Annotated in this window: 19 protein-coding genes and 1 tRNA gene; 5 read left to right on the top strand and 15 right to left on the bottom strand. The window is 61.2% G+C overall.

The genetic code is table 11. The features are described from left to right. Window positions 1–6: 6 nt before the first annotated feature. A complete protein-coding gene (locus ACMGF7_RS23345; RefSeq protein ID WP_197799795.1) occupies window positions 7–3,087 on the top strand; it encodes a MexW/MexI family multidrug efflux RND transporter permease subunit in 3,081 nt (1,026 codons plus the stop codon). Window positions 3,088–3,136: 49 nt separating this feature from the next. Here the strand turns inward: ACMGF7_RS23345 and ACMGF7_RS23340 are convergent, their stop codons facing one another. The 4 genes from ACMGF7_RS23340 to ACMGF7_RS23325 form a co-directional block, all read right to left on the bottom strand. Continuing rightward, complete coding sequence (locus ACMGF7_RS23340; RefSeq protein WP_049239708.1) at window positions 3,137–3,937, bottom strand: DNA/RNA non-specific endonuclease; 801 nt, start codon at window positions 3,935–3,937, stop codon at window positions 3,137–3,139. A 186-nt stretch (window positions 3,938–4,123) separates the two neighbouring features. After that, window positions 4,124–4,438 carry a hypothetical protein gene (locus tag ACMGF7_RS23335; RefSeq protein WP_004928047.1) on the bottom strand — a complete coding sequence of 105 codons (315 nt, stop codon included), beginning with the start codon at window positions 4,436–4,438 and terminating at the stop codon, window positions 4,124–4,126. A gap of 235 nt (window positions 4,439–4,673) precedes the next feature. After that, a complete protein-coding gene (gene wrbA, locus ACMGF7_RS23330) occupies window positions 4,674–5,273 on the bottom strand; it encodes an NAD(P)H:quinone oxidoreductase (protein WP_015377377.1) in 600 nt (199 codons plus the stop codon). A gap of 78 nt (window positions 5,274–5,351) precedes the next feature. Then, window positions 5,352–5,969, bottom strand: coding sequence for a LysE family translocator (locus tag ACMGF7_RS23325; RefSeq protein ID WP_049239706.1), 618 nt, complete (start codon window positions 5,967–5,969; stop codon window positions 5,352–5,354). 68 nt (window positions 5,970–6,037) lie between these two features. Here ACMGF7_RS23325 and ACMGF7_RS23320 point away from each other — a divergent pair, with 68 nt between their 5' ends. Next, window positions 6,038–6,961 (top strand): LysR family transcriptional regulator, encoded by a 924-nt coding sequence (locus ACMGF7_RS23320; RefSeq protein WP_015377379.1) that lies wholly within the window; start codon window positions 6,038–6,040, stop codon window positions 6,959–6,961. On the opposite strand, the gene ACMGF7_RS23315 is transcribed toward ACMGF7_RS23320, so the two are convergent. Both ACMGF7_RS23315 and ACMGF7_RS23310 read right to left on the bottom strand, forming a co-directional pair. Further along, window positions 6,945–7,415 carry a helix-turn-helix domain-containing protein gene (locus ACMGF7_RS23315; RefSeq protein ID WP_197763607.1) on the bottom strand — a complete coding sequence of 157 codons (471 nt, stop codon included), beginning with the start codon at window positions 7,413–7,415 and terminating at the stop codon, window positions 6,945–6,947. The two genes, ACMGF7_RS23320 and ACMGF7_RS23315, sit on opposite strands and share 17 nt — an antisense overlap. 117 nt (window positions 7,416–7,532) lie before the next feature. After that, window positions 7,533–8,108 carry a helix-turn-helix domain-containing protein gene (locus tag ACMGF7_RS23310; RefSeq protein ID WP_420286726.1) on the bottom strand — a complete coding sequence of 192 codons (576 nt, stop codon included), beginning with the start codon at window positions 8,106–8,108 and terminating at the stop codon, window positions 7,533–7,535. Window positions 8,109–8,175: 67 nt separating this feature from the next. On the opposite strand from ACMGF7_RS23310, the gene ACMGF7_RS23305 reads away from it, so the two are divergent. Continuing rightward, entirely contained in the window at window positions 8,176–9,099 is a 924-nt protein-coding gene (locus ACMGF7_RS23305; protein WP_015377382.1) for a DMT family transporter, read from the top strand. Between the two features lie 48 nt (window positions 9,100–9,147). Here ACMGF7_RS23305 and cycA read toward each other — a convergent pair whose 3' ends face one another. Further along, a complete protein-coding gene (cycA, locus tag ACMGF7_RS23300) occupies window positions 9,148–10,548 on the bottom strand; it encodes a D-serine/D-alanine/glycine transporter (RefSeq protein ID WP_028128006.1) in 1,401 nt (466 codons plus the stop codon). Window positions 10,549–10,898: 350 nt separating this feature from the next. On the opposite strand from cycA, the gene ACMGF7_RS23295 reads away from it, so the two are divergent. Further along, window positions 10,899–10,974: transfer RNA gene (locus ACMGF7_RS23295), tRNA-Lys, on the top strand. A 220-nt stretch (window positions 10,975–11,194) separates the two neighbouring features. Here ACMGF7_RS23295 and ACMGF7_RS23290 read toward each other — a convergent pair. Both ACMGF7_RS23290 and ACMGF7_RS23285 read right to left on the bottom strand, forming a co-directional pair. Then, the gene (locus ACMGF7_RS23290) at window positions 11,195–11,698 is read right to left on the bottom strand and encodes a DedA family protein (RefSeq protein ID WP_015377384.1); all 504 of its coding nucleotides are present in this window, start codon (window positions 11,696–11,698) and stop codon (window positions 11,195–11,197) included. Window positions 11,699–11,772: 74 nt separating this feature from the next. Beyond that, window positions 11,773–13,011, bottom strand: a complete 1,239-nt coding sequence (locus tag ACMGF7_RS23285; RefSeq protein WP_370531159.1) for an MFS transporter — start codon at window positions 13,009–13,011, stop codon at window positions 11,773–11,775. 452 nt (window positions 13,012–13,463) lie between these two features. Here ACMGF7_RS23285 and ACMGF7_RS23280 point away from each other — a divergent pair, with 452 nt between their 5' ends. Beyond that, complete coding sequence (locus tag ACMGF7_RS23280; RefSeq protein WP_049239723.1) at window positions 13,464–13,766, top strand: putative quinol monooxygenase; 303 nt, start codon at window positions 13,464–13,466, stop codon at window positions 13,764–13,766. 111 nt (window positions 13,767–13,877) lie between these two features. Here ACMGF7_RS23280 and ACMGF7_RS23275 read toward each other — a convergent pair whose 3' ends face one another. From ACMGF7_RS23275 to ACMGF7_RS23250, 6 genes are all read right to left on the bottom strand, one after another. Next, window positions 13,878–14,438 (bottom strand): hypothetical protein, encoded by a 561-nt coding sequence (locus ACMGF7_RS23275; protein WP_273874617.1) that lies wholly within the window; start codon window positions 14,436–14,438, stop codon window positions 13,878–13,880. After that, window positions 14,422–14,988 carry a GNAT family N-acetyltransferase gene (locus tag ACMGF7_RS23270; RefSeq protein WP_004928012.1) on the bottom strand — a complete coding sequence of 189 codons (567 nt, stop codon included), beginning with the start codon at window positions 14,986–14,988 and terminating at the stop codon, window positions 14,422–14,424. The genes ACMGF7_RS23275 and ACMGF7_RS23270 overlap by 17 nt, the downstream gene beginning before the upstream one ends. A 123-nt stretch (window positions 14,989–15,111) precedes the next feature. After that, window positions 15,112–15,831, bottom strand: coding sequence for an enoyl-CoA hydratase/isomerase family protein (locus ACMGF7_RS23265; RefSeq protein ID WP_164095240.1), 720 nt, complete (start codon window positions 15,829–15,831; stop codon window positions 15,112–15,114). After that, window positions 15,824–16,996 (bottom strand): MFS transporter, encoded by a 1,173-nt coding sequence (locus tag ACMGF7_RS23260; RefSeq protein WP_164095239.1) that lies wholly within the window; start codon window positions 16,994–16,996, stop codon window positions 15,824–15,826. The genes ACMGF7_RS23265 and ACMGF7_RS23260 overlap by 8 nt, the downstream gene beginning before the upstream one ends. Beyond that, window positions 16,993–18,204 (bottom strand): 5-aminolevulinate synthase, encoded by a 1,212-nt coding sequence (gene hemA / locus ACMGF7_RS23255; RefSeq protein ID WP_049239701.1) that lies wholly within the window; start codon window positions 18,202–18,204, stop codon window positions 16,993–16,995. The genes ACMGF7_RS23260 and hemA overlap by 4 nt, the downstream gene beginning before the upstream one ends. A 15-nt stretch (window positions 18,205–18,219) precedes the next feature. Then, window positions 18,220–19,431 (bottom strand): acetyl-CoA C-acyltransferase, encoded by a 1,212-nt coding sequence (locus ACMGF7_RS23250; protein ID WP_021504868.1) that lies wholly within the window; start codon window positions 19,429–19,431, stop codon window positions 18,220–18,222. Window positions 19,432–19,434: the final 3 nt, after the last annotated feature.

Raw genomic sequence — 19,434 nt, 5'->3', positions numbered from 1 at the left:
AGACCGATGACATTTACCGATCTGTTCGTGCGCCGGCCGGTGCTGGCGCTGGTGGTCAGCACCTTGATTCTGCTGTTCGGCGCGCTGGCGCTCAGCAAACTGCCGATCCGCCAATACCCGCTGCTGGAAAACTCTACCATCACCATCAGCACCGACTATCCCGGCGCGTCGTCCGAGCTGATGCAGGGCTTTGTTACGCAGCCGATCGCCCAGGCGGTGTCCTCCGTCGAGGGCGTTGACTACCTTTCTTCCTCCTCGGTGCAGGGGCGCAGCGTGGTGACGGTGCGCATGGCGCTGAACCGCGACTCCACCCAGGCGCTGACCGAAGTGATGGCCAAGGTCAACCAGGTGCGCTATAAGCTGCCGGAGCAGGCTTACGATCCGGTGATTGAGCGTTCCGCCGGTGAAGCCACCGCCGTGGCCTATGTCGGTTTTTCCAGTAAAACGCTGTCCACGCCGGCGCTGAGCGAATACCTGACGCGGGTGGTGGAACCGATGTTCACCACCATCGACGGCGTCGCCAAGGTTGAAGTGTTCGGCGGGCAAAAAATGGCGATGCGCCTGTGGCTGGACAGCGATCGGCTGGCCGGCCGCGGTCTGACCGCTGCCGACGTGGCCGATGCGGTGCGGCGCAACAACTACCAGGCGGCGCCGGGCAAGGTGAAAGGGCAGTATGTGGTTGCCAACGTGCGGGTGAATACCGATCTCACCAGCGTAGAGGAGTTTCGCAATCTGGTGGTGCGCAACGACGGCAACGGTCTGGTGCGCTTGAAAGACGTCGGCACCGTGGAGCTGGGCGCCGCTGCCACGGAAACCAGCGCCTTGATGGATGGCGAACCGGCGGTGTTTCTCGGCGTCTTCCCTACGCCGACCGGCAACCCGCTGGTGATCGTCGACGGCATTCGTCACCTGATGCCGGCTATCGACAAGATGCAGCCGCCGGGCGTGAAGATGGCGCTGGCGTTCGAGACCGCGCGCTTTATTCAGGCCTCGATCGATGAAGTGGTGCATACCCTGCTCGAAGCGCTGGCGATCGTTGTGGCGGTGATCTACCTGTGTCTGGGGTCGCTGCGCACCGTGTTGATCCCGGTGGTGACCATTCCGCTGTCGATACTTGGCGCTGCCGGGCTGATGCTGGCCTTCGGCTTCAGCGTCAATTTGCTGACGCTGCTGGCGATGGTCCTGGCGATCGGTTTGGTGGTGGACGACGCCATCGTGGTGGTGGAAAACGTGCATCGCCATATCGAAGAGGGGAAAACGCCGCTGGCGGCGGCGATGATCGGCGCACGCGAGGTGGCCGGGCCGGTGATCGCCATGACCCTGACGCTGGCCGCGGTCTATGCGCCGATCGGCCTGATGGGCGGGCTGACCGGCGCGCTGTTTCGCGAATTCGCGCTGACGCTGGCCGGGGCGGTGGTGGTGTCCGGCGTGGTGGCGCTGACGCTGTCGCCGGTGATGAGCTCGCTCCTGCTGCCGGCCAAACAGAGCGAAGGGCGCGTGGCGCACGCCGCCGAGTGGTTCTTCGGCGGCCTGACGCGGCGCTATGCGCGCGCGCTGGATTTCTCGCTGCACCACCGTTGGCTGACCGGCACGCTGGCGTTGCTGGTGATGATCAGCCTGCCGCTATTGTACCTGATGCCGCAGCGCGAGCTGGCGCCGACCGAGGATCAGGCCATCGTACTGACCGCCATCAAGGCGCCGCAGCAGGCCAACCTGAACTATGTCGAACGCTTTGCCTACAAGCTGGACGAGGTTTACAACCGCATGCCGGAAACCGAAAGCCGCTGGATCATCAACGGCAGCGACGGCACGGCGTCCGGCATCGGCGGCATCAATCTGACGCTGTGGCAGGCGCGCCAGCGCTCGGCGTCGGCGGTGCAGGCCGATCTGCAACGGGCGGTGAACGATGTTGAAGGCACCAGCATTTTCGCCTTCCAGCTGCCCGCCTTGCCAGGCTCCACCGGGGGGCTGCCGGTGCAGATGGTGCTGCGTACGCCGCAGGACTACCCGCAGCTGTACCGCACCCTGGAGGAGGTGAAACAGAACGCCAGAAACAGCGGCCTGTTTATGGTGGTGGACAGCGATTTGGACTACAACAACCCGCTGGCGGAGGTGCACATCGATCGCGCCAAGGCCAACAGTCTGGGGATACGCATGAGCGACATCGGTGAATCGTTGGCGGTGCTGGTGGGAGAGAACTACCTCAACCGCTTCGGGATGGACGGGCGCGCTTATGACGTTATCCCGCAGAGCCTGCGCGAACAACGGCTGACGCCGCAGGCGCTGGCGCGGCAATATGTTCGCGCTCAGGACAATACGCTGGTGCCGCTCTCCACCGTGGTATCGGTGGCCGTTAAGGTCGAACCGAACAAGCTGACCCAGTTCAACCAGCAGAACGCCGCCACCCTGCAGGCGATTCCCGCGCCCGGCGTTTCGATGGGCGAAGCGGTGGCTTTCCTCGAACGGCAGGCCAATGCGCTGCCGGCCGAATTTAGCCACGACTGGCAGGGGGATTCGCGCCAATACACCCAGGAGGGCAGCGCGCTGGCGTTCGCGTTCCTGGCGGCGTTGGTGATCATTTACCTGGTGCTGGCGGCGCAGTACGAGAGCCTGAAAGATCCGCTGATTATCCTCATCACCGTGCCGCTGTCGATCTGCGGCGCCTTGCTGCCGCTGGCGCTGGGCTACGCCACGATGAATATCTATACCCAGGTCGGTCTGGTGACCCTGATCGGGCTCATCAGCAAGCACGGCATTCTGATGGTGGAGTTCGCCAACGAGCTGCAGTTGCATCAGGCGCTGACGCGGCGCGCCGCGATTTTGCAGGCGGCGCAAATTCGTCTGCGGCCGGTTCTGATGACCACCGGGGCGATGGTGTTCGGTTTGATCCCGCTGCTGTTCGCCAGCGGCGCCGGGGCTGTCAGTCGCTTCGGCCTGGGGCTGGTGATCGTCTCCGGCATGCTGGTGGGCACGCTGTTTACCCTGTTTGTGTTGCCGACGGTGTATACGCTGTTGGCGCGCGATCACGCGGTAGCCTCACCCCGTCAGCGTGAGTTGGCCGCCGCGCAAAAGGCGCTGACGGAATAATCCGCCGGCGCCCGCGTGAAGAATAAACCCGCTTCGGCGGGTTTTTTCGTCAGTTTTTGCAGCCCATCAACTCCGGCAGAACGCCGGGTTTGCCCTTCAGCGAAGCCTGCACGTCGTCCGGCAGACCGGCCCAGATGATCAGGCCGGTGCGTTTCTCGATCTCGTCCACCGTCACGCGGAATTGGCAGAAATCGGCGCCCTTCGGCGTGTTCTGGTCGAACAGGAAGGCGGCATAGTGGTTCACTGCCGGGCTGTTGTTGATGAAAATCACCTTCCAGTAGGCGCTGGGGATGGTGTGCGCTTTCTGGGTGCCCGGCAGTTTGCCCATATCGCGCTCATACAGCGGCCCGGTCACGGTATAGACCGAGGAGATATCGGCGCGATCGATCAGCTTGCGTTCCTGATCTTCCAGCCGCGCCCAGGCGCCCTGGTTCAGATCGGACTTTTGCGGCGTGATGTTGGACAGGTAGTTCAACGATTCCCAGTCGGAGACGCCCGCCAGCGAGGCCAGCGGCGCCTGATGACCGCGATCGACCTTCAGCGCGGCGTTGGCGCCGGTGTAATCGGCGGGCGCCAACGTGTCCGCCGGGTTGAGCGCCGGATCGGTTTTCCAGTTGCGCGTCTTGCCGCTGGCCGGCGTGTCTTTGGTGATGTGATAGGCCACCCAGTTGGCGAACTTGGTGGTGCTGTTGTTGTTCAACGTATAAGCATGACGCACGATAGACACGTTGCTACTGCCGCCGGTCGGGCAGCCGACCGCGCAGTTGTCGATGGATTCGAGCGTGTCGGCCGACGCCTGCGCGGCGAACAGCAGGGCGGCCAAGGCCAACATCTTGTTGTTAAAGCGCATATTCATATCCTCAATAAGTTAAAAAACACTGTATATATTTACAGTAAATTAAACTTATCGCAGTGAAACGAATACAACAATGCAACATATTCATGTTGTGAATGTGTCAGTCATGGTACAGCCAGGCCACACGTTAAATACGGCGGAAATAAAAACGGCGTCCAACAGACGCCGTTTCAAAGGGGGTTATTCCAGCAGGTCGTTGACCGTGCGGCGAACGTAGTGCGTCATCTGCGCCAGATCGCCCGGTGACACCGGGCCGCCGCCGGCGCGCACCACTTGCTGTTCGATCTGGGCGATTTCCTGTTCGACCTTGTTGGCGATCTGCACTTTGACTATCTTGTCCACCGAAGACAGCAGCACCTTCAAGACGACTTTCAGCGCGATGTTTTCGCAGAACGAGTCGTAGTGATGAACCGGCGGCGGCGGGGCCGGAGCCGGCTCGGGCGCGCGCGGAGCCAGAGCCTTGAAGCTGTCTACATTTTCAATAATAAGATCCATGTCTCTTATTAGTTCATCAAAATCTTTAGACACTGACTTATTCCCTTCGCTGTGCGCAAAAAACAGAACGCCCGTCCTCGGGCTGAAAGCGGATGAGCGACGGGCAGAACGAATTCGGGCCTGGCCTTCAGACGTTGAATGGCCGGGGGAGGGGCATTCTAACCTTGCGGCGGGTCGGCAACAAGATGGGGCCGTGCGAATGCGCGGCCCTTTGGATCACGAGGCTGGAGGGCGCTTAACTTTTCAGCTTGGCGGTGATTTTGGCCACGTGTTCGCCCTGATAACGGGCAATGGTCAGCTCTTCGTTGCTCGGCTGCCGCGAACCGTCGGCGCCGGCGATGGTGGTGGCGCCATACGGGGTGCCGCCGCGCACCTGTGAAACGTCAAACAGCTCCTGCGTCGCATAGCCGATCGGCACGATGATGAAACCGTGGTGTGCCAGCGTGGTCCAGGTCGAACTGATGGTCTGTTCCTGGCCACCGCCGGTGCCGGTGGAGGAGAAGACGCTGCCTACCTTGCCGTACAGCGCGCCGGAAGCCCACAGGCCGCCGGTCTGATCGAGGAAGGTGCGCATTTGCCCGGCCATATTGCCGAAGCGGGTCGGCGTGCCGAAAATAATGCCGTCATAGTCCGCCAGCTCTTGCGGGGTGGCGACCGGCGCCTGCTGGTGTTGCTTGCCCCCGGCCTTGGCGAAGGCTTCCGGCGTCATGGTTTCCGGCACGCGTTTGACCGTCACGTCCACGTTATCGACCCGATTCGCCCCTTCGGCCACCGCCTGCGCCAGGCGTTCGATGTGGCCGTACATTGAGTAATAAAGCACCAACAGTTTCGTCATGTTCCGTACTCCCGCTCAGATGATTAACAAAAACCCCTGATAAGCATAGAAGCGAATGACGAACTTGGCGTTACGACGTTACCTGATGCCGGCGATCGCCAGCAGGGCGCCAAAGGCGATCAGCAGCCCGCCAAAGGTACGATCGATGCCGCGGCGCAAACGCAAAAAGCGCGCATTGACGCCCGGTGCGGAAAATAGCAGCGCGACGGCGGCAAACCAGAAGATATGGACGGCGGCGATAAAAAGACCATAGCCGATTTGCACGCCGAGCGGGGTGTGCGGAGAAACCACCTGCATGAACAGGCTGACGATGAAGATGGTGGTTTTCGGGTTTAACGCGTTGGTGAGAAAGCCGGTTTTCAAGGCGGCGAAATCGCTGATGGCGGCCGGCGCTGTTGTGGGGGCTGCATCATGGTGCGCCGCGTTGCGCAGCAGCGTAACGCCGAAGTAGATCAGGTAGGCGGCGCCGATGGCTTTAAGCAGGTTAAACAACCAGGGCGACTGTTGAATCAATACGCCGACGCCAATCAGCGTATAGCTGACATGGACCAGCACCCCGGCGCCAATGCCGCAGGCGGTCAAGACGCCGGCGCGGCGCGAAAGCAACAGGCTATTGCGCGAGACCATGGCAAAGTCCGGCCCCGGGCTTATCACGGCGAGTAAAGTAATGGTGACGACAGCGATGAGTTCAGTCATAGTTATCCTTGCGATGTTTATCAATAGAGTGACTGATTTATAAGAGTAATTTTTCTCGGTGACAAACGATGAATAGTGACAGTATCGGTGAGAAAAACTCACGCAAAACCGGCAGGCCGTTGCCGTTGGGCGGGCTGCGTTGCTTCGAGGCCGCCGCGCGGCTGGAAAGTTTTACGCAGGCGGCGCAGGGGCTGAATTTGACGCACGGCGCCGTCAGCCGGGCGGTGCGGGCGCTGGAAGAGGAGCTGGGCGTGGCGTTGTTTGAGCGCCGCCATCGGCGGGTTCTGCTCACGGCGGCGGGGCGCAAGCTGTTTCAGGCGACGCAGCAGGCATTCGGCATTCTGGATCATACCGCGCTGGAACTGCGCCAGCAGGCGCTCGACGCGCCGCTGGTCTTGTCCTGTGAACCGACCTTGTTGATGCGTTGGCTGATCCCGCGCCTGCCGGCTTTTCAGCAGGCGCACCCGGATATCAACTTACAGCTGGTGGCCGGTGGCGGGCCGTTTTCGTTCCATGACGGCATTACGGCGGCGATCAGGCGCAATGACTTCGATTGGGGAAAGCAGGTGCATAGCCTGGCGCTGTTCAGTGAAAAGGTTGGGCCGGTGTGCCAACCCGAGGCGTTGGCAAGGATGACGATCGCCGAGGGCAGCCTGCGGAGTTTGCGGCCCGGCACTAAACTGCTGCATTCCGCCACCCGGCCGGATGCCTGGCGGCACTGGGCGCAGCAGCAGGGGATGACGTTGGCAGGACATTCGGAGCAGCGCTTTGATCATTTCTATTTCAGCCTGCAGGCGGCGGTTGCCGGTCTTGGCATCGCGATCGGCCCGTGGTTGCAAGTGCGAGACGATCTGGCCGCCGGTTTGTTGAGTGCGCCGTTCGGTTTTACGCCCGACGGCAGCGGCTATTACCTGCTGTCGCCGCAGGCGATCGTGCCGGGCAGCGCGTTGGCCCGGCTGGCCGAGTGGCTAACGCTCACGGCAGACGCCTGAGTTTTTGCGCCAGCCGCTGTTCCTGCCAGCGGCTGAAGACGTTGCGCAGCAGCAGAGTGCGCACCGCCCGCATGACCAGCGCGATGCTCATGCCGCCGATCGCCCACAGCGACCAGAGATAGTGCGGGTGGGTAAACCAATTAATGGCGAACAACATCACGCCAATCACGGCGAAACGCACCGCCATGCTCAGCAGTTTGCCTTCTGCCGCGACCTGGCTACGAAGGCGCTGTTCGTCAGGCTCCTCCTCCTCCATTGTCTGTTGCGGCTGTGCGTTGAGATCGCGGACCTGCACGCCCAGCGCGGCGGCGATTGCGGTCAAGGTTTCCAGGCTGGCCTGTTCGCCGTTTTCAATCCGCTGTACGGTGCGGGTGCTGAGGCCGGCGATGGTCGCCAGCTGCTCCTGCGACCAGCCTTTTTCCAGACGTAACGGCCTGATGCGGTACTTTTGCATGATGCACTCCCGAGTTCGCTGTCACTGTCATCCAGTGTAGGAGGCGCGGGGTGGCGGCGCCACGACAGCGGCACGACAGCGACACGACATCCGCCGCCGGCGCGGGCTGGCGGGCAGTCAGAAGGCGACGTTGCGAATAAAGCGCAGCGGGAGATCGCCGTGGTTGGCGTAAGCGTAACGTTGATCGCTGTTGAAAGTTTGCGCAGCGCCGGCGCTGAGCGTCAACGTGCCTTGTTCCAGTTCCAACGTCAGGGTGCCGGCAATCACATAGATCATCTCGCTCCAGCCTTCGGCGTCCGGCGCCGAGTCATAGCGCTCGCCCGGCATCAGCGTCCATTCCCACAGCTCGGCCCGTTGGCGCGCCGGCACGCTGGCGGCGAACAGCGCCTGGCTGCCCGGCTGTGCGCCTTGCCAGGCCAACTCTCCCACCAGGTGGCTGCCGCGCGCTTCCGGCGCCTGGATCAGATCGGTAAAGGAAATCGCCAGGGCGGCGGCAATCTTGTCGAGCACCGCCAGGCTGACGTTGCGATCGCCGGCCTCGATGCCCGCCAGCATGCGGCGGCTGACGCCGGAAAGTTCGGCCAGCGCCATCTGGCTCAGGCCCGCCTGTTGGCGGTAGCCGCGCAGATTGTTGCTCAGGTACTGCAGCACTTTGGGGGGATCGGTTTTCGCGTTATGCGCCGTATTGCTCATCGCCGGACTTTATCTCATACTGGCAGGATATGTGCATTATATTGCACTCAGCAGGAAGGGCAAGCCGGTGTCAGCAGCAAAAAAATCCTTTATTTCCGCCGTGGTTCCGCAGATCAGGCTGCCGGAAGCGGTGTTGATTTTCATCACCATGATCTGGGGTGGCACCTTTTTGGCGGTGCACCACGCGATGCAAGTCAGCGGGCCGTTCTTTTTTGTCGGCCTGCGTTTCGCCACCGCCACGCTGGCGTTGACGCTGTTTTCGCTGCGCGTGCTGCGCGGCCTGACCCTGTATGAACTGAAGGCGGGCGTGCTGATCGGGCTGGCGATCATGTTCGGCTATAGCATGCAAACCGTCGGCCTGCAGACCATCACCAGCAGCCAGTCGGCGTTCATCACCGCCATGTATGTGCCGATCGTGCCGCTGTTGCAATGGCTGGTGCTGGGGCGGTTCCCCGGCATCATGTCGTGGATCGGTATTCTGCTGGCCTTTACCGGCCTGATGCTGCTGGCGGCGCCGAGCAGCACCGACATGACGCTGAGCCTCGGCGAAATTCTGACGCTGGCCGGCACGCTGGGCATGGCGGCAGAGATCATCCTCATCGGCGCTTTCGCCGGCAAGGTGAATATCCGCCGGGTGACCATAGTACAGCTGGCGACCGCCTCGCTGGCCTCATTTTTGATGATGGCGCCGACCGGCGAGTCGCCGCCGCCGTATTCGGATTACCTGCTGTACAGCGCCATAGGGCTGGGGCTGGCCAGCGCGTTGATTCAGCTGACCATGAACTGGGCGCAGCGCAGCGTTTCACCCACGCGCGCTACGGTGATCTACGCCGGTGAACCGGTCTGGGCGGGCATCGTCGGGCGGCTCGCCGGTGAGCGTTTACCGGGCGTGGCGCTATTGGGGGGCGCGTTGATCGTGATTGGGGTGGTGGTCAGCGAGCTGCGCGTGCGACGCAAGGATAAAGCGGCGGTGGCGACGGAAGCGGATTAGCGCAGAGGCGTAAAAAGAAAGGGGCGGAGAGATCCGCCCCTTTTTGCATCACGCGGTTTTCTTCTTGCGCAGGAACACGTAAGACAGGCCGAGCACGATGAACCACAGCGGGGTGACGATCAGCGCCTGGCGGGTGTCTTCGCGCAGCGACAGCAGCACCAGCACGAACACGAAGAACGCCATGCACACCCAGCACATCAGTTTGCCGGCAGGCATTTTGTAGATCGATTTCTGGTGCAGCGCCGGGCGTCGTTTACGGTAGACCAGGTATGAGCACAAAATGATGGTCCAGACGAACATGAACAGAATCGCCGATACGGTGGTCACCAGAGTGAAGACCGTCATCACGTTCGGGATCAGGTAAATCAGCACCACGCCGCCCAGCAGGCAGATACAGGAGAAGGTGAGGCCGTTGGCCGGCACCGCGCGCTTGGACAGGTTAGCGAACGATTTCGGCGCGTCGCCTTCCTGCGCCAGCCCGAACAGCATGCGGCTGGTGGAGAACACGCCGCTGTTGGCGGAAGAGGCGGCGGAGGTCAGCACCACGAAGTTGATTACGCTGGCCGCGGCCGGCAGGCCAATCAGCACGAACAGCTCAACGAACGGGCTCTTGTCAGGCACCACGGAGTTCCACGGCGTTACCGACATGATGACGATCAGGGCGAACACGTAGAACATGATGATGCGGATCGGAATCGAGTTGATGGCGCGCGGCAGCGACTTCTCCGGATCCTTGGTTTCCGCGGCGGTGGTGCCCACCAGCTCAATGCCGACGAAGGCGAATACCGCGATCTGGAAGCCGGCGAAGAAGCCGCTGATGCCTTTCGGGAACATGCCGCCGTCATTCCACAGATGGGTGAATGAGGCCACGGTGCCGGTCGGCGACTGGAACTGCATGGCGATCATCACCAGCCCGGCGACAATCAGCCCAACGATGGCGACGATTTTGATCATCGCAAACCAAAACTCCATTTCGCCGAACATTTTCACCGTCGCCAGATTAAGGCCGAGCAGCAACAGCACGCACAGCAGTGAAGCGATCCACTGTGACAGCTCGGGGAACCAGAACTGGGCGTAGGCGGTGATCGCCACGACGTCGGCGATGCCGGTGACCACCCAGCAGAACCAGTAGGTCCAGCCGGTGAAGAAACCGGCCCACGGGCCGAGCAGATCCGCGGCGAAATCGCTGAACGATTTGTATTCCAGATTGGACAGCAGCAGCTCGCCCATGGCGCGCATCACGAAGAACAGCATAAAGCCGATGATCATGTACACGAAGATGATCGAGGGGCCGGCCAGGCTGATGGTTTTACCGGAACCCATAAACAGGCCGGTGCCGATGGCGCCGCCGATGGCGATCAGTTGAATATGTCGGTTAGTGAGGTTTCGCCGTAGATGATCTTCTGAAGCGGGCGTCGCGTCAGTCGCTATTTTAGAGTGATCTACCATCTGATGATGTCCTGTTTTACCTGTCATTAGTGAAGTCGCGAGCTCTGAAGTGGCTCTTTTTTATACATTTATCCGGTTGGTCCGGCTTTAGTAAGGTAGTGCAATAACGCCACCTTTGTGCAACATGTTTACAACATTTATACGCGGGATAAAAGTCGATCAATCTTTACACGAGAGGAGGCAAATCGGACGTTCAGGGAGCGGAAGATTACTCTTCAAACGGTGGGATTAACAGACCTTATGCGGCTTATCTCGTTGATTAAACAAAGGGTTGTAAAATTCGCATGAGAAAAAGTAATGGGTGTAAGCGTTTGACAGCGCCTCCGACGAGGAGGACAATTTACCGCGTTGGGTCGTTAGCTCAGTCGGTAGAGCAGTTGACTCTTAATCAATTGGTCACAGGTTCGAACCCTGTACGACCCACCAACCAAATCAGCGTGTTACGCTCAGACTTTTCTTCGTTTCTTCCCGCATTGCGCCGTTTTAAGCGCGCATTCTGCAAAAAAATTCGCATTTTTCGACTGATGTTCAGAAAGGTGATCTGGCGCAAACTGCAATGTTGCACCGTACTTTATACGGCAAGGGAGGCTGTGCGCTGGCGCAACGTCGGCGTAGGGGCGGGCCATTTGCCCAAGAATCTTTCAGGTCAGGAAACGGGGAATAAATGCGCCGTCGACATCAAAAGCAGCGCCCAGACGGCGGCCGAGAGCGCGGCGGTGGCATAGACGCGCCGCGCCGGCAGTTGCAGCATGCCGGCCATCAGCGGCACGGTGTAACGCATCACCGCCAGAAAACGCGAGGCGAACAGCAGCGGCAGCCCGCGCTTTTGCAAGGAACGTTGCGCTTTGCGCAGCGGGGCGTGAAAGCGTGCCGGCAGCCGGCGGCCAAGATCGCGACGGCATAGCAGCGCGCCGAAGTGGAAAGACAGGATCGAGCCCAACGCGGCGCCGAGGGCGATGGCCGCCCAAACTGCGCCGAAGGGCAGCGCGTGCTTGCCCGCCACGATGCCCATCAGCAGCGTCACCGAGGCGGGCGGCAGGGCGGAAGACACCACGATCACCGATTTTCCCAGCGCGAACAGGAAAATCAGCAGCAGCAACATCTCCGGTTCCGGACTGTATTTGGCGATAATGTGCGTCAATTCATCCATTTAACACCTGCGAGCGAGAGGGCTGAGTGCCAGTGTCCCATCCGCAGGTTCAATAAGGGTTAAATAACGCGCCGCTATCCGGCGATCTCCGCGTCTTGCTTGCTCACGTCGGTGTGCCGGTTTCTGAGCGCCCACAACAGCGTGGCGCACAGCAGCGAAAAGGCGGCCAGCACCAACGGCCCGGCATGCGGGCTGTGAAAACGCTGTTCCGCCTCGGTGCGGATCAGCGGGGCTAAAAAGCTGAATGCGGCGCCAAGCGTGGTGCAAAAACCGATGCCGGCCGCCAGCGCCGGGCCGGTCAGCACCTGGGCGGGAAACGTCCAGAAAATCGGCTGTACCGCCAGGAAACTCACTGCGCAACAGCTCAGGGCGACGATGGCGAGCAGAGGGCCGGCATAGGAAGACACCACCAAACCCAGCGCCGCCGCGACCATGCACCCGACGGCGATCGGTAATCTTCTGGCGGTGTTTCTGTCGGCATAGCGCGGCAGGAAATAGACGCCCAGCGCGGAGAACGCCCAGGGAATGGCGGCCACCAGCGAGGCCTTGAAGCCAAGATGGGTGCCCATCAGCGAGGCGACCTGCGACGGCAGGAAAAACATCAGGCCGTATACGCCGATCTGCAGGGTGCCGTAGATCAACGCCAGATGCCAAACTTTGCCGCTGCTCATCGCCGCTTTGACGCTGCTGGTTTCGGTCTGCTGCTGTTCATCGGCCAATTGTGCCACCAGCGCCGTGCGTTCTTCCTCGGTCAGAAAGCGGGCCTGCCGTGGGCTATCGTCGAGATAGAAAAAGGCGAAGACGCCGAGGGCGACGGCCGGCAATCCTTCCAGCACGAACATCCAGAACCAGCCGGGCTTGCCCAACACGCCGTGCATCTCCAGCAATGCCCCCGATAGCGGTGAACCGAGCGTCAGCGCCGCCGGCACGCCGAGCACGAAAATGCCAATCACCGAGGCGCGCACCTTATTGGGAAAATAGATCGACGCCAGCAGCAGGATGCCGGGGTAAAAGCCGGCTTCGGCGATCCCCAGCAGAAACCGCAGGACGATAAATTGCTGTTCATTGGTCACCAGCCCGGTGCAGGCCGACAGCGCCCCCCACAGCGCGGTGGTGGCGCTGAGCCAGCGTTTGGCGCCCCAGCGGTTCATCAGCAGGTTGGCCGGGATGCCGAACAGCGCATAGGCGGCAAAAAATATCCCGGCGCCCAGTGCAAAGGCGGATTGCGACAGCGCGATATCGATGGCCATTGCGTCCTTGGCAAAGCCGACGTTAACCCTGTCGATAAAGGCGATGAAGTACATGGCGAACATCAAGGGCACCAGTCTGCGCCAGGTTTTGCGAATGGCGGCGTTGAGCGCAGGAGCGGCATAGGTGGCGTGATTCACTGGCGGTAACCTCTCTTCTGAGAATGACAAGCGTCGGTCATAAGGACCGTCCTGGCGCCGTTGCCCTCAACACGACGGTAACAGCGGACTTTTTTCGCAAACCCTAAAGGTCTAATGGTCAGGCCTTTGAGGATGAAAAAAATGCCGCGTATCGGGTCGGCAGATTGATGCAGACATCACCATGGTGAATGGTGTGTTGCTTTTTTGTTAATTGAAAGTTCACACAGGGCCAGGGCGCGTTCAAGCGCTTTGATCGAGATCTGTGTGCGCTATCACCGAATTGGCAACCCGGTGACAGACACTGGAGAGTGGCGCTTTCATCTCGCGAGGGAGGACGATAAGGTGAGGCACGGCAAAACAGAATGCAGGAGCGCAACATGCTGAAGGTCATCGCTGAAGATTTTATCCACCCGGAACACATTGACACCGTTATGCCGTGGTATCGCGAACTGGTGGAGAAAACCCGTCAAGAGCCGCTGTGCATCAGCTATGAACTGTGCATCGACCAGCAGGATCCCGGGCATTTTATTTTTATCGAAAGCTGGCCGGATCGCGCCGCTCTGGATGTGCATTGTCAGACCGAGCATTTCACCCGGCTGGTGCCGCAGATCAACCACTATCAGCGCAAGCCTTGTACCTTCCTGTTTATGCAGGTATTTCCTGAAACAGGCGATAAATAGGCGAAAAAATCCCCGCAGGGGGCGGGGTCAATGGCTTCTCATTACTATCTTGTTGTGTTTAAAAAATAGGCTGATAATGATTTTCATTCTCTAAGAATGCTCTTAAATAAATCAGCTTGGTGAATGATTCACTGCCTGCTTTTCGCTGGCGGTTTTAATGGCGCGCAACATACGGCGCCGTATCAACCCGCTTACCAGGCGAATCGCATACCAATAGGGGGTAAACCGCCGCCGGCTGGCGTCGTCGGGGCAGAAGATGCGCGTTTCCGTCACCAGACGACAGCGCCCACCCTCGGAGGAGCTCACGACATAACCCAGCGCCAGTTTGGCGACGCCGGGCTGCGCGAAAGCCAGAAACCCCGCCCCGTCGGCGACCTGCTCCAGGCCGTATTCAGCCTGCCAAAATCGGCCGATCAGGCCATAGACCAACGCGCTTTCATCCTGCTCAAGCAGGCAAAAGTTATGCAGGCCAAACGGCGGCGGGCTGGGTTTATCGCGTGGCATCAGGCGCGCGGGCAATTCGCGTAGCGCTATCATGCTGCGGAAAAAGCGATCGTGCCTGGGATCATAAGCGGCCACGGCCTCCAGGATCCGCGCCTGCGGTGCGGTGATGGCGATCGCATGCCGCTCCGAGAACTGGTATTGCCCAAGGTATTTATTCAGTAGCGTCATGCTTTGCATTCTCCCGCCATTCGCTTTGCAGCAGGGCGAAACCGAATTCGTCGCCCCATGCGCCTTTGAAAAACACGTTTTGCCGCCAACAGGCCTCACGGCGAAAGCCCAGCTTACTGAACAACGCGGCGGCGCGAAGATTACGCGCGTCTACCACCGCAGTAATGCGGTGTTTCGCCAGCGGCCCGAACAGCAGGGCGATGACGGCGCTTAGCGCCTCGCGCGCTTGTCCTTGCCGCTGATGAACCGGATCGAAGGTCACGCCCAGTTCAGCCTGACGCCCTTCATCGAAAAAATGCACCGCGACATCGCCCAGCAACGCGCCGTCTTCGCGGCGCTCGACCGCCAGTTGAAACCAGCTGTCGTCACGGTTGAATTCGAGCTGCCGTTGCTGTGCGAAAAAGGCCTGTGCCTCGGCGGCGCTGTAGTCGCTCCAGCTTTGATAGCGCGCCACGTCTGGGTGGCTGCGGTAGGCGGTAAAGTGGGGCAGATCGTCGGCGGTGAACGGGCGCAGGATCAGTCTGGGGGTTTGTAGAGGCAAATGGCGCATTGTTTTTCCTTATCAGCGCATTAGGGCTACCGGCAGTGTAGCCCAGCGCCGACAGGCAGGCTGTGTAAAATGAGCGGTGGAGGACAAACGGGAAATGCCGGTTCAGGCGAACCGGCAGGGGCATTATCGACGGGCGGCAGCCTGACGCAAGCGCTCGACCGGGCCTTGTTGAAAATCGAATGAGGGGGCTTCTTGCCGCGCCAGCCCCTGACGCACGATGGCCTTAACCGCCTGGCTGGCGGCAAGATCTTTTCCGGCGATCTGTTCGGCGATGCGCAACGCTTCTTCCCGGGCCGAACTTGCGCTGATGCGGGAAATGGCGCCGTGTGACAACGCTTCCTGTGCGCCGACGGTTCTGCCGGTCAGCAGCCAGTCGAGCGCGACATAGGGGGAAATACGCGCCGGCAAGCGCGCGCACCCGCCTTGTGCGGCGACTAACCCGAGCCCGGTTTCGGGGAAGCTGAAGCGTGCGTTCTGGCCGGCGACGATCAGATCGCACGCCAGGGCCAGCTCAAATCCGCCCCCGTACGCGATGCCGTCAACGGCGGCGATGATCACCTTGGCGATCTGTGCATGGATCAGCCCGCCAAACCCCTCCGGCGTGACGATGGGCAGTTCACCCTGATGAAAGGCGTTGATATCCATGCCGGCGGAAAATACCGCCGGTTGACCGGCCAGGACGATCGCTCGCACTGAGTTATCGTTATCTGCCTGCCGCAGGTAGGTGCGGATCAGCTCGGCCATCTGCAGGTTGATGGCGTTCTTTTTTTCCGGCCGATTGAGGGTGATGACCGCAACCTGCGCGCCATGGCGTTCATAAAGCACCGGAAGGGCTTCACTCATTGCTGGTCTCTCCCCGGAAAAACAGCAGCGTCAGCAGCAGGGCGATGGCGCCGAGCGGCAGCGAAAACAGCGGCAGGTAATAGGCCGGCAGCGCGTAGAGCGTCAGGCCGCCCAGCATGCCGCCCGCCGCGATGCCGGCGTACAGCACCGAGCTGTTGAGCGATACGGTCAGCGCGCCAAAGCGTTTCGATAGCGACAACAGGTGATGCTGGATCGGCACCAGATACATCCAGCCGGTAATACCCCAGACCAGAAAGATGGCCAGTACCCACCAGGGGGAAGTGACATAGAAGGCCAGCAGAAACAGGGACAGCGTCTGGATCGCCACGGAAAACAGCAGCACGAACTTGCTGCCGAGGGCATCGGTTAACGCGCCGGAGGCAAAATTGCCGATCACCGCGCCAATGCCGAATACCAGCAGCGCGAGGGGCAGGATCGCCTGCGGGCCGAACTGGGTGTTTTTCAGCAACACGCTGACGTAGCTATAGACGATGTGTTCCGAGCAAACGGCAAAAAAGGTGATCAGTAGCGTGGTCAGCACCGCCTTTTGTCTCAGCGGGGCGAGCCGCTCTTTCAGCGAATGCTTGCCCGGTGGCGCAATGGCCCGCAGCGCCAGCGACAGGCCCAGCAGCGCAATTGCCCCCAGCAGGGCGATGAACAGGAAGATTTCTCGCCAGCCGATCAGTTTGGCGAGAAAGGTGCCGAACGGAATACCGAGCGCAATAGCCAACGTCATGCCCCCATAGACGATGGAAATGGCCAGGCCGCGGCGTTTTTCCGCCACCAGCCCTACCGCGGCGGCGGCGGCCTGCGGCGTGTAACAGGCCGCCCCCAATGCCGCCAGCACTCTGCCGAACGAGATCTGCAGGTAGCTGGTGGCCCAGGCGCAGGCCAGGTTGCCGGCGATGAACAGCACCAGCGCCAACTGCAGGATATGCTTGCGGTTGACGTTGCCCAGCAGCCAGGCGGTGAGAGGGGCGAACAGCATATAAGCCAGCGCGAATACCGATATCAACTGCCCCGCTTGCGCGGGGCTGACGGCAAAGGTATCGGAAATGTCGCTGAGCACGCCGGCGACGATAAAGGCGTCGGTGCCGATGGCGAACGTGCCGGTCGCCATCAGACAGAGCGTGATCAGATGGCCGTTATAATCCGCTAACTTCATCCCGCCCTCCGCAGATCGTTCGCCGTCCAGACTCGTCCCAGCGCCGCCAGGAAGGTCTCCACGTCGGCATGGGAGTGCGCCGAGGTCGGCGTCACCCGCAGCCGCTCGCTGCCTGCGGGCACCGTCGGTGCATTGACCGGTTGCACGTAAATATCGTGTTCATCGAGCAGCACTTTACTGATGTGTTTGTTGCGGTGCGGATCGCCGACCAGCAGCGGCAGGATATGGCTGTCCGCCGACACCAGCGGGATGCCGGCGGCGCGCAGGCCGGTTTTCAGGTGATCGACGATCGCCAGCAGGTGTTTGCGTTGGGTGTCATGCTCGAGGTTGTATTTAAAACTGGCCAGCGCGGCGGCCACCACCGGCGCCGGCGACGAGGTGCTGAAGACGAATGCCGGGGCCCAACTGCGCACTGCCTCCACCACCGAGCGGGGCGCGGCGATATAGCCGCCCGCCGCACCGTAAGATTTGCCGAACCCGCCCTGAATAATGGTGATTTTATCCAGCAGGCCCAGTTGTTCGGCGTAGCCCAGCCCCCGTTCGCCATAGACGCCGGCGGAGTGGATCTCGTCGAGATAGGTCAGCGCCTGATACTGCTCCGCCAACGCCACGATCTGCGCCAGGGGGGCGAAGTCACCGTCCATGGAATACAGCGACTCGAAAGCGATCAGCTTTGGCCGCGCCGGATCGGCGGCCTGCAGCAGCTCGGCGAGGTGTGCCACATCGTTGTGGCGGAAGATTTTTTTCTCCGCTTTGCTGTAGCGGATACCGTAAATCATCGAGGCGTGATTCAGCTCGTCGGAGAACACGATCAGATCGGGAATGGCGTCGCACAGGGTGGATAAGGTGGCGTCGTTGGCGCCGAAACCGGTGGTGAACAGCAGCGCCGACTCTTTGCCATAGGCGCTGGCCAGCAGCGTTTCCAGCTCGCTGTGGTAGACCGAGGTGCCGGAAATGCTGCGGGCGCCGCAGGTGCCCAGCCCGACCCGATTAACCGCATCGGTGGTGGCCAGCAGCACTTTGGGGTGGTGGCTCATCGCCAGATAGTCGTTCGAGCACCAGACGTTGAGACGGCGCTCACCGTGATGGCCGTGGCTGGTGGCCCAGGGTTTGTCCTGCACGCCGCGTTCAAGGTTGAGGAACTCGCGAAAACGCCCCTGTTTTTTGGTTTCCGCCAGCTTTTCTTCAAGAATGTTCAGTACGCTCATCGTATGTTCCTTGTGTTAAACGGCTTTAAGGTTTAATGACAGCCCCTGACCGACGCCGACGCACATCGTCACCAATGCGTTGTTCGCCTGTTGGTCGCGTAATTCCAGCGCTGCCGACAGCACCAGGCGCGCGCCGGACATCCCCAGCGGATGACCGAGCGCGATGGCGCCGCCGTTCGGGTTGACCCGCGCGTCGTTGGCGCCGATACGCCAGTGTTTCAGCGCCGCCAGAACCTGTGAGGCGAACGCTTCGTTAATCTCGATGATGTCGAAGTCGTTCAAGGTGAAGCCGCCGCGCTGCAGCAAGCGCTCGGTGGAGGCGATCGGCCCCAGCCCCATCAGCGCCGGTTCAACGCCGGCGGCCGCGCTGTCGCCGATCTCCGCCAGCGGTTGCCACCCCTGGCGCTTCACGTAGCGACCGGAAGCCAATAGCAGCGCGGCGGCGCCGTCGTTGATGCCGGAAGCGTTGCCTGCCGTGACCGAACCGCCGGCGGAGAACGCCGGTTTCAGCGCCTGTAGCTGTTGCAGCGTGCTGAGCCGGGGAAATTCATCCTGCGCGAATGTGCGGGTCGTTTTACGATCGGCCGGCACGTCCACGGGCGTGATTTCCCGCGCCAGCCGGCCGCTGTCGATCGCCCGGCGGGCCTTCTGCTGCGAGGCCAGCGCGAACAGGTCCTGTTCCTCGCGTGAGATATGTTGCCGTTGGGCTACGTTTTCCGCCGTAATGCCCAGCGGATCGCTGCCGTAGCGCTCCGCCAGCCGCGGGTTAACAAAGCGCCACCCCAGCGTGGTGTCGTACAGCTTCACGCCTTTGTCGAACGGCGTTTCGCCTTTGCTCAGCACATAGGGCGCGCGGCTCATGCTTTCCACACCGCCGGCCAGAATCAGTTCGCTGAGGCCGCTGCGGATTTTCGCCGCGGCGTAGATCACCGCATCCAACCCGGAGGCGCAAAGGCGGTTGAGGGTGATGGCAGGCACCGACGGATCCAACCCGGAAAGCAGCGCCGCCATGCGGGCGACGTTGCGGTTGTCTTCGCCGGACTGGTTGGCGCAGCCCAGGACCACTTCGTCCAGATCTGCTTCCGCCGCCGGATGGCGCTGCAGCAGGCCGCGAATGATCGTCGCCGCCATGTCGTCGGGGCGGGTATGCGCCAGGCTGCCGCCATAGGCGCCGATCGCCGTGCGCGTGCCGTCGATCAGATAAACGCCGTCATCTTTAATGCTCATCAT

Origin of the sequence: Serratia sp. BNK-17 (assembly GCF_048684935.1) — a bacterium.
GTDB classification, from domain to species: domain Bacteria; phylum Pseudomonadota; class Gammaproteobacteria; order Enterobacterales; family Enterobacteriaceae; genus Serratia; species Serratia nematodiphila.
The sequence above is the reverse complement of the archived record's forward strand: the minus strand, read 5'-3'. Positions and strand labels throughout refer to the sequence as shown.

What these genes read in the sequence shown, in the direction of transcription:
- ACMGF7_RS23320 (WP_015377379.1), top strand. Translation starts at nt 6,038, where the DNA reads ATGAATAGTGACAGTATCGGTGAGAAAAACTCACGCAAAACCGGCAGG.
- ACMGF7_RS23290 (WP_015377384.1), bottom strand. Translation starts at nt 11,698, where the DNA reads ATGGATGAATTGACGCACATTATCGCCAAATACAGTCCGGAACCGGAG.
- ACMGF7_RS23250 (WP_021504868.1), bottom strand. Translation starts at nt 19,431, where the DNA reads ATGAGCATTAAAGATGACGGCGTTTATCTGATCGACGGCACGCGCACG.
- ACMGF7_RS23325 (WP_049239706.1), bottom strand. Translation starts at nt 5,969, where the DNA reads ATGACTGAACTCATCGCTGTCGTCACCATTACTTTACTCGCCGTGATA.
- ACMGF7_RS23260 (WP_164095239.1), bottom strand. Translation starts at nt 16,996, where the DNA reads ATGAAGTTAGCGGATTATAACGGCCATCTGATCACGCTCTGTCTGATG.
- cycA (WP_028128006.1), bottom strand. Translation starts at nt 10,548, where the DNA reads ATGGTAGATCACTCTAAAATAGCGACTGACGCGACGCCCGCTTCAGAA.
- ACMGF7_RS23275 (WP_273874617.1), bottom strand. Translation starts at nt 14,438, where the DNA reads ATGACGCTACTGAATAAATACCTTGGGCAATACCAGTTCTCGGAGCGG.
- ACMGF7_RS23335 (WP_004928047.1), bottom strand. Translation starts at nt 4,438, where the DNA reads ATGGATCTTATTATTGAAAATGTAGACAGCTTCAAGGCTCTGGCTCCG.
- ACMGF7_RS23310 (WP_420286726.1), bottom strand. Translation starts at nt 8,108, where the DNA reads ATGAGCAATACGGCGCATAACGCGAAAACCGATCCCCCCAAAGTGCTG.
- ACMGF7_RS23280 (WP_049239723.1), top strand. Translation starts at nt 13,464, where the DNA reads ATGCTGAAGGTCATCGCTGAAGATTTTATCCACCCGGAACACATTGAC.
- ACMGF7_RS23270 (WP_004928012.1), bottom strand. Translation starts at nt 14,988, where the DNA reads ATGCGCCATTTGCCTCTACAAACCCCCAGACTGATCCTGCGCCCGTTC.
- hemA (WP_049239701.1), bottom strand. Translation starts at nt 18,204, where the DNA reads ATGAGCGTACTGAACATTCTTGAAGAAAAGCTGGCGGAAACCAAAAAA.
- wrbA (WP_015377377.1), bottom strand. Translation starts at nt 5,273, where the DNA reads ATGACGAAACTGTTGGTGCTTTATTACTCAATGTACGGCCACATCGAA.
- ACMGF7_RS23340 (WP_049239708.1), bottom strand. Translation starts at nt 3,937, where the DNA reads ATGCGCTTTAACAACAAGATGTTGGCCTTGGCCGCCCTGCTGTTCGCC.
- ACMGF7_RS23285 (WP_370531159.1), bottom strand. Translation starts at nt 13,011, where the DNA reads ATGTTCGCCATGTACTTCATCGCCTTTATCGACAGGGTTAACGTCGGC.
- ACMGF7_RS23315 (WP_197763607.1), bottom strand. Translation starts at nt 7,415, where the DNA reads ATGCAAAAGTACCGCATCAGGCCGTTACGTCTGGAAAAAGGCTGGTCG.
- ACMGF7_RS23265 (WP_164095240.1), bottom strand. Translation starts at nt 15,831, where the DNA reads ATGAGTGAAGCCCTTCCGGTGCTTTATGAACGCCATGGCGCGCAGGTT.
- ACMGF7_RS23345 (WP_197799795.1), top strand. Translation starts at nt 7, where the DNA reads ATGACATTTACCGATCTGTTCGTGCGCCGGCCGGTGCTGGCGCTGGTG.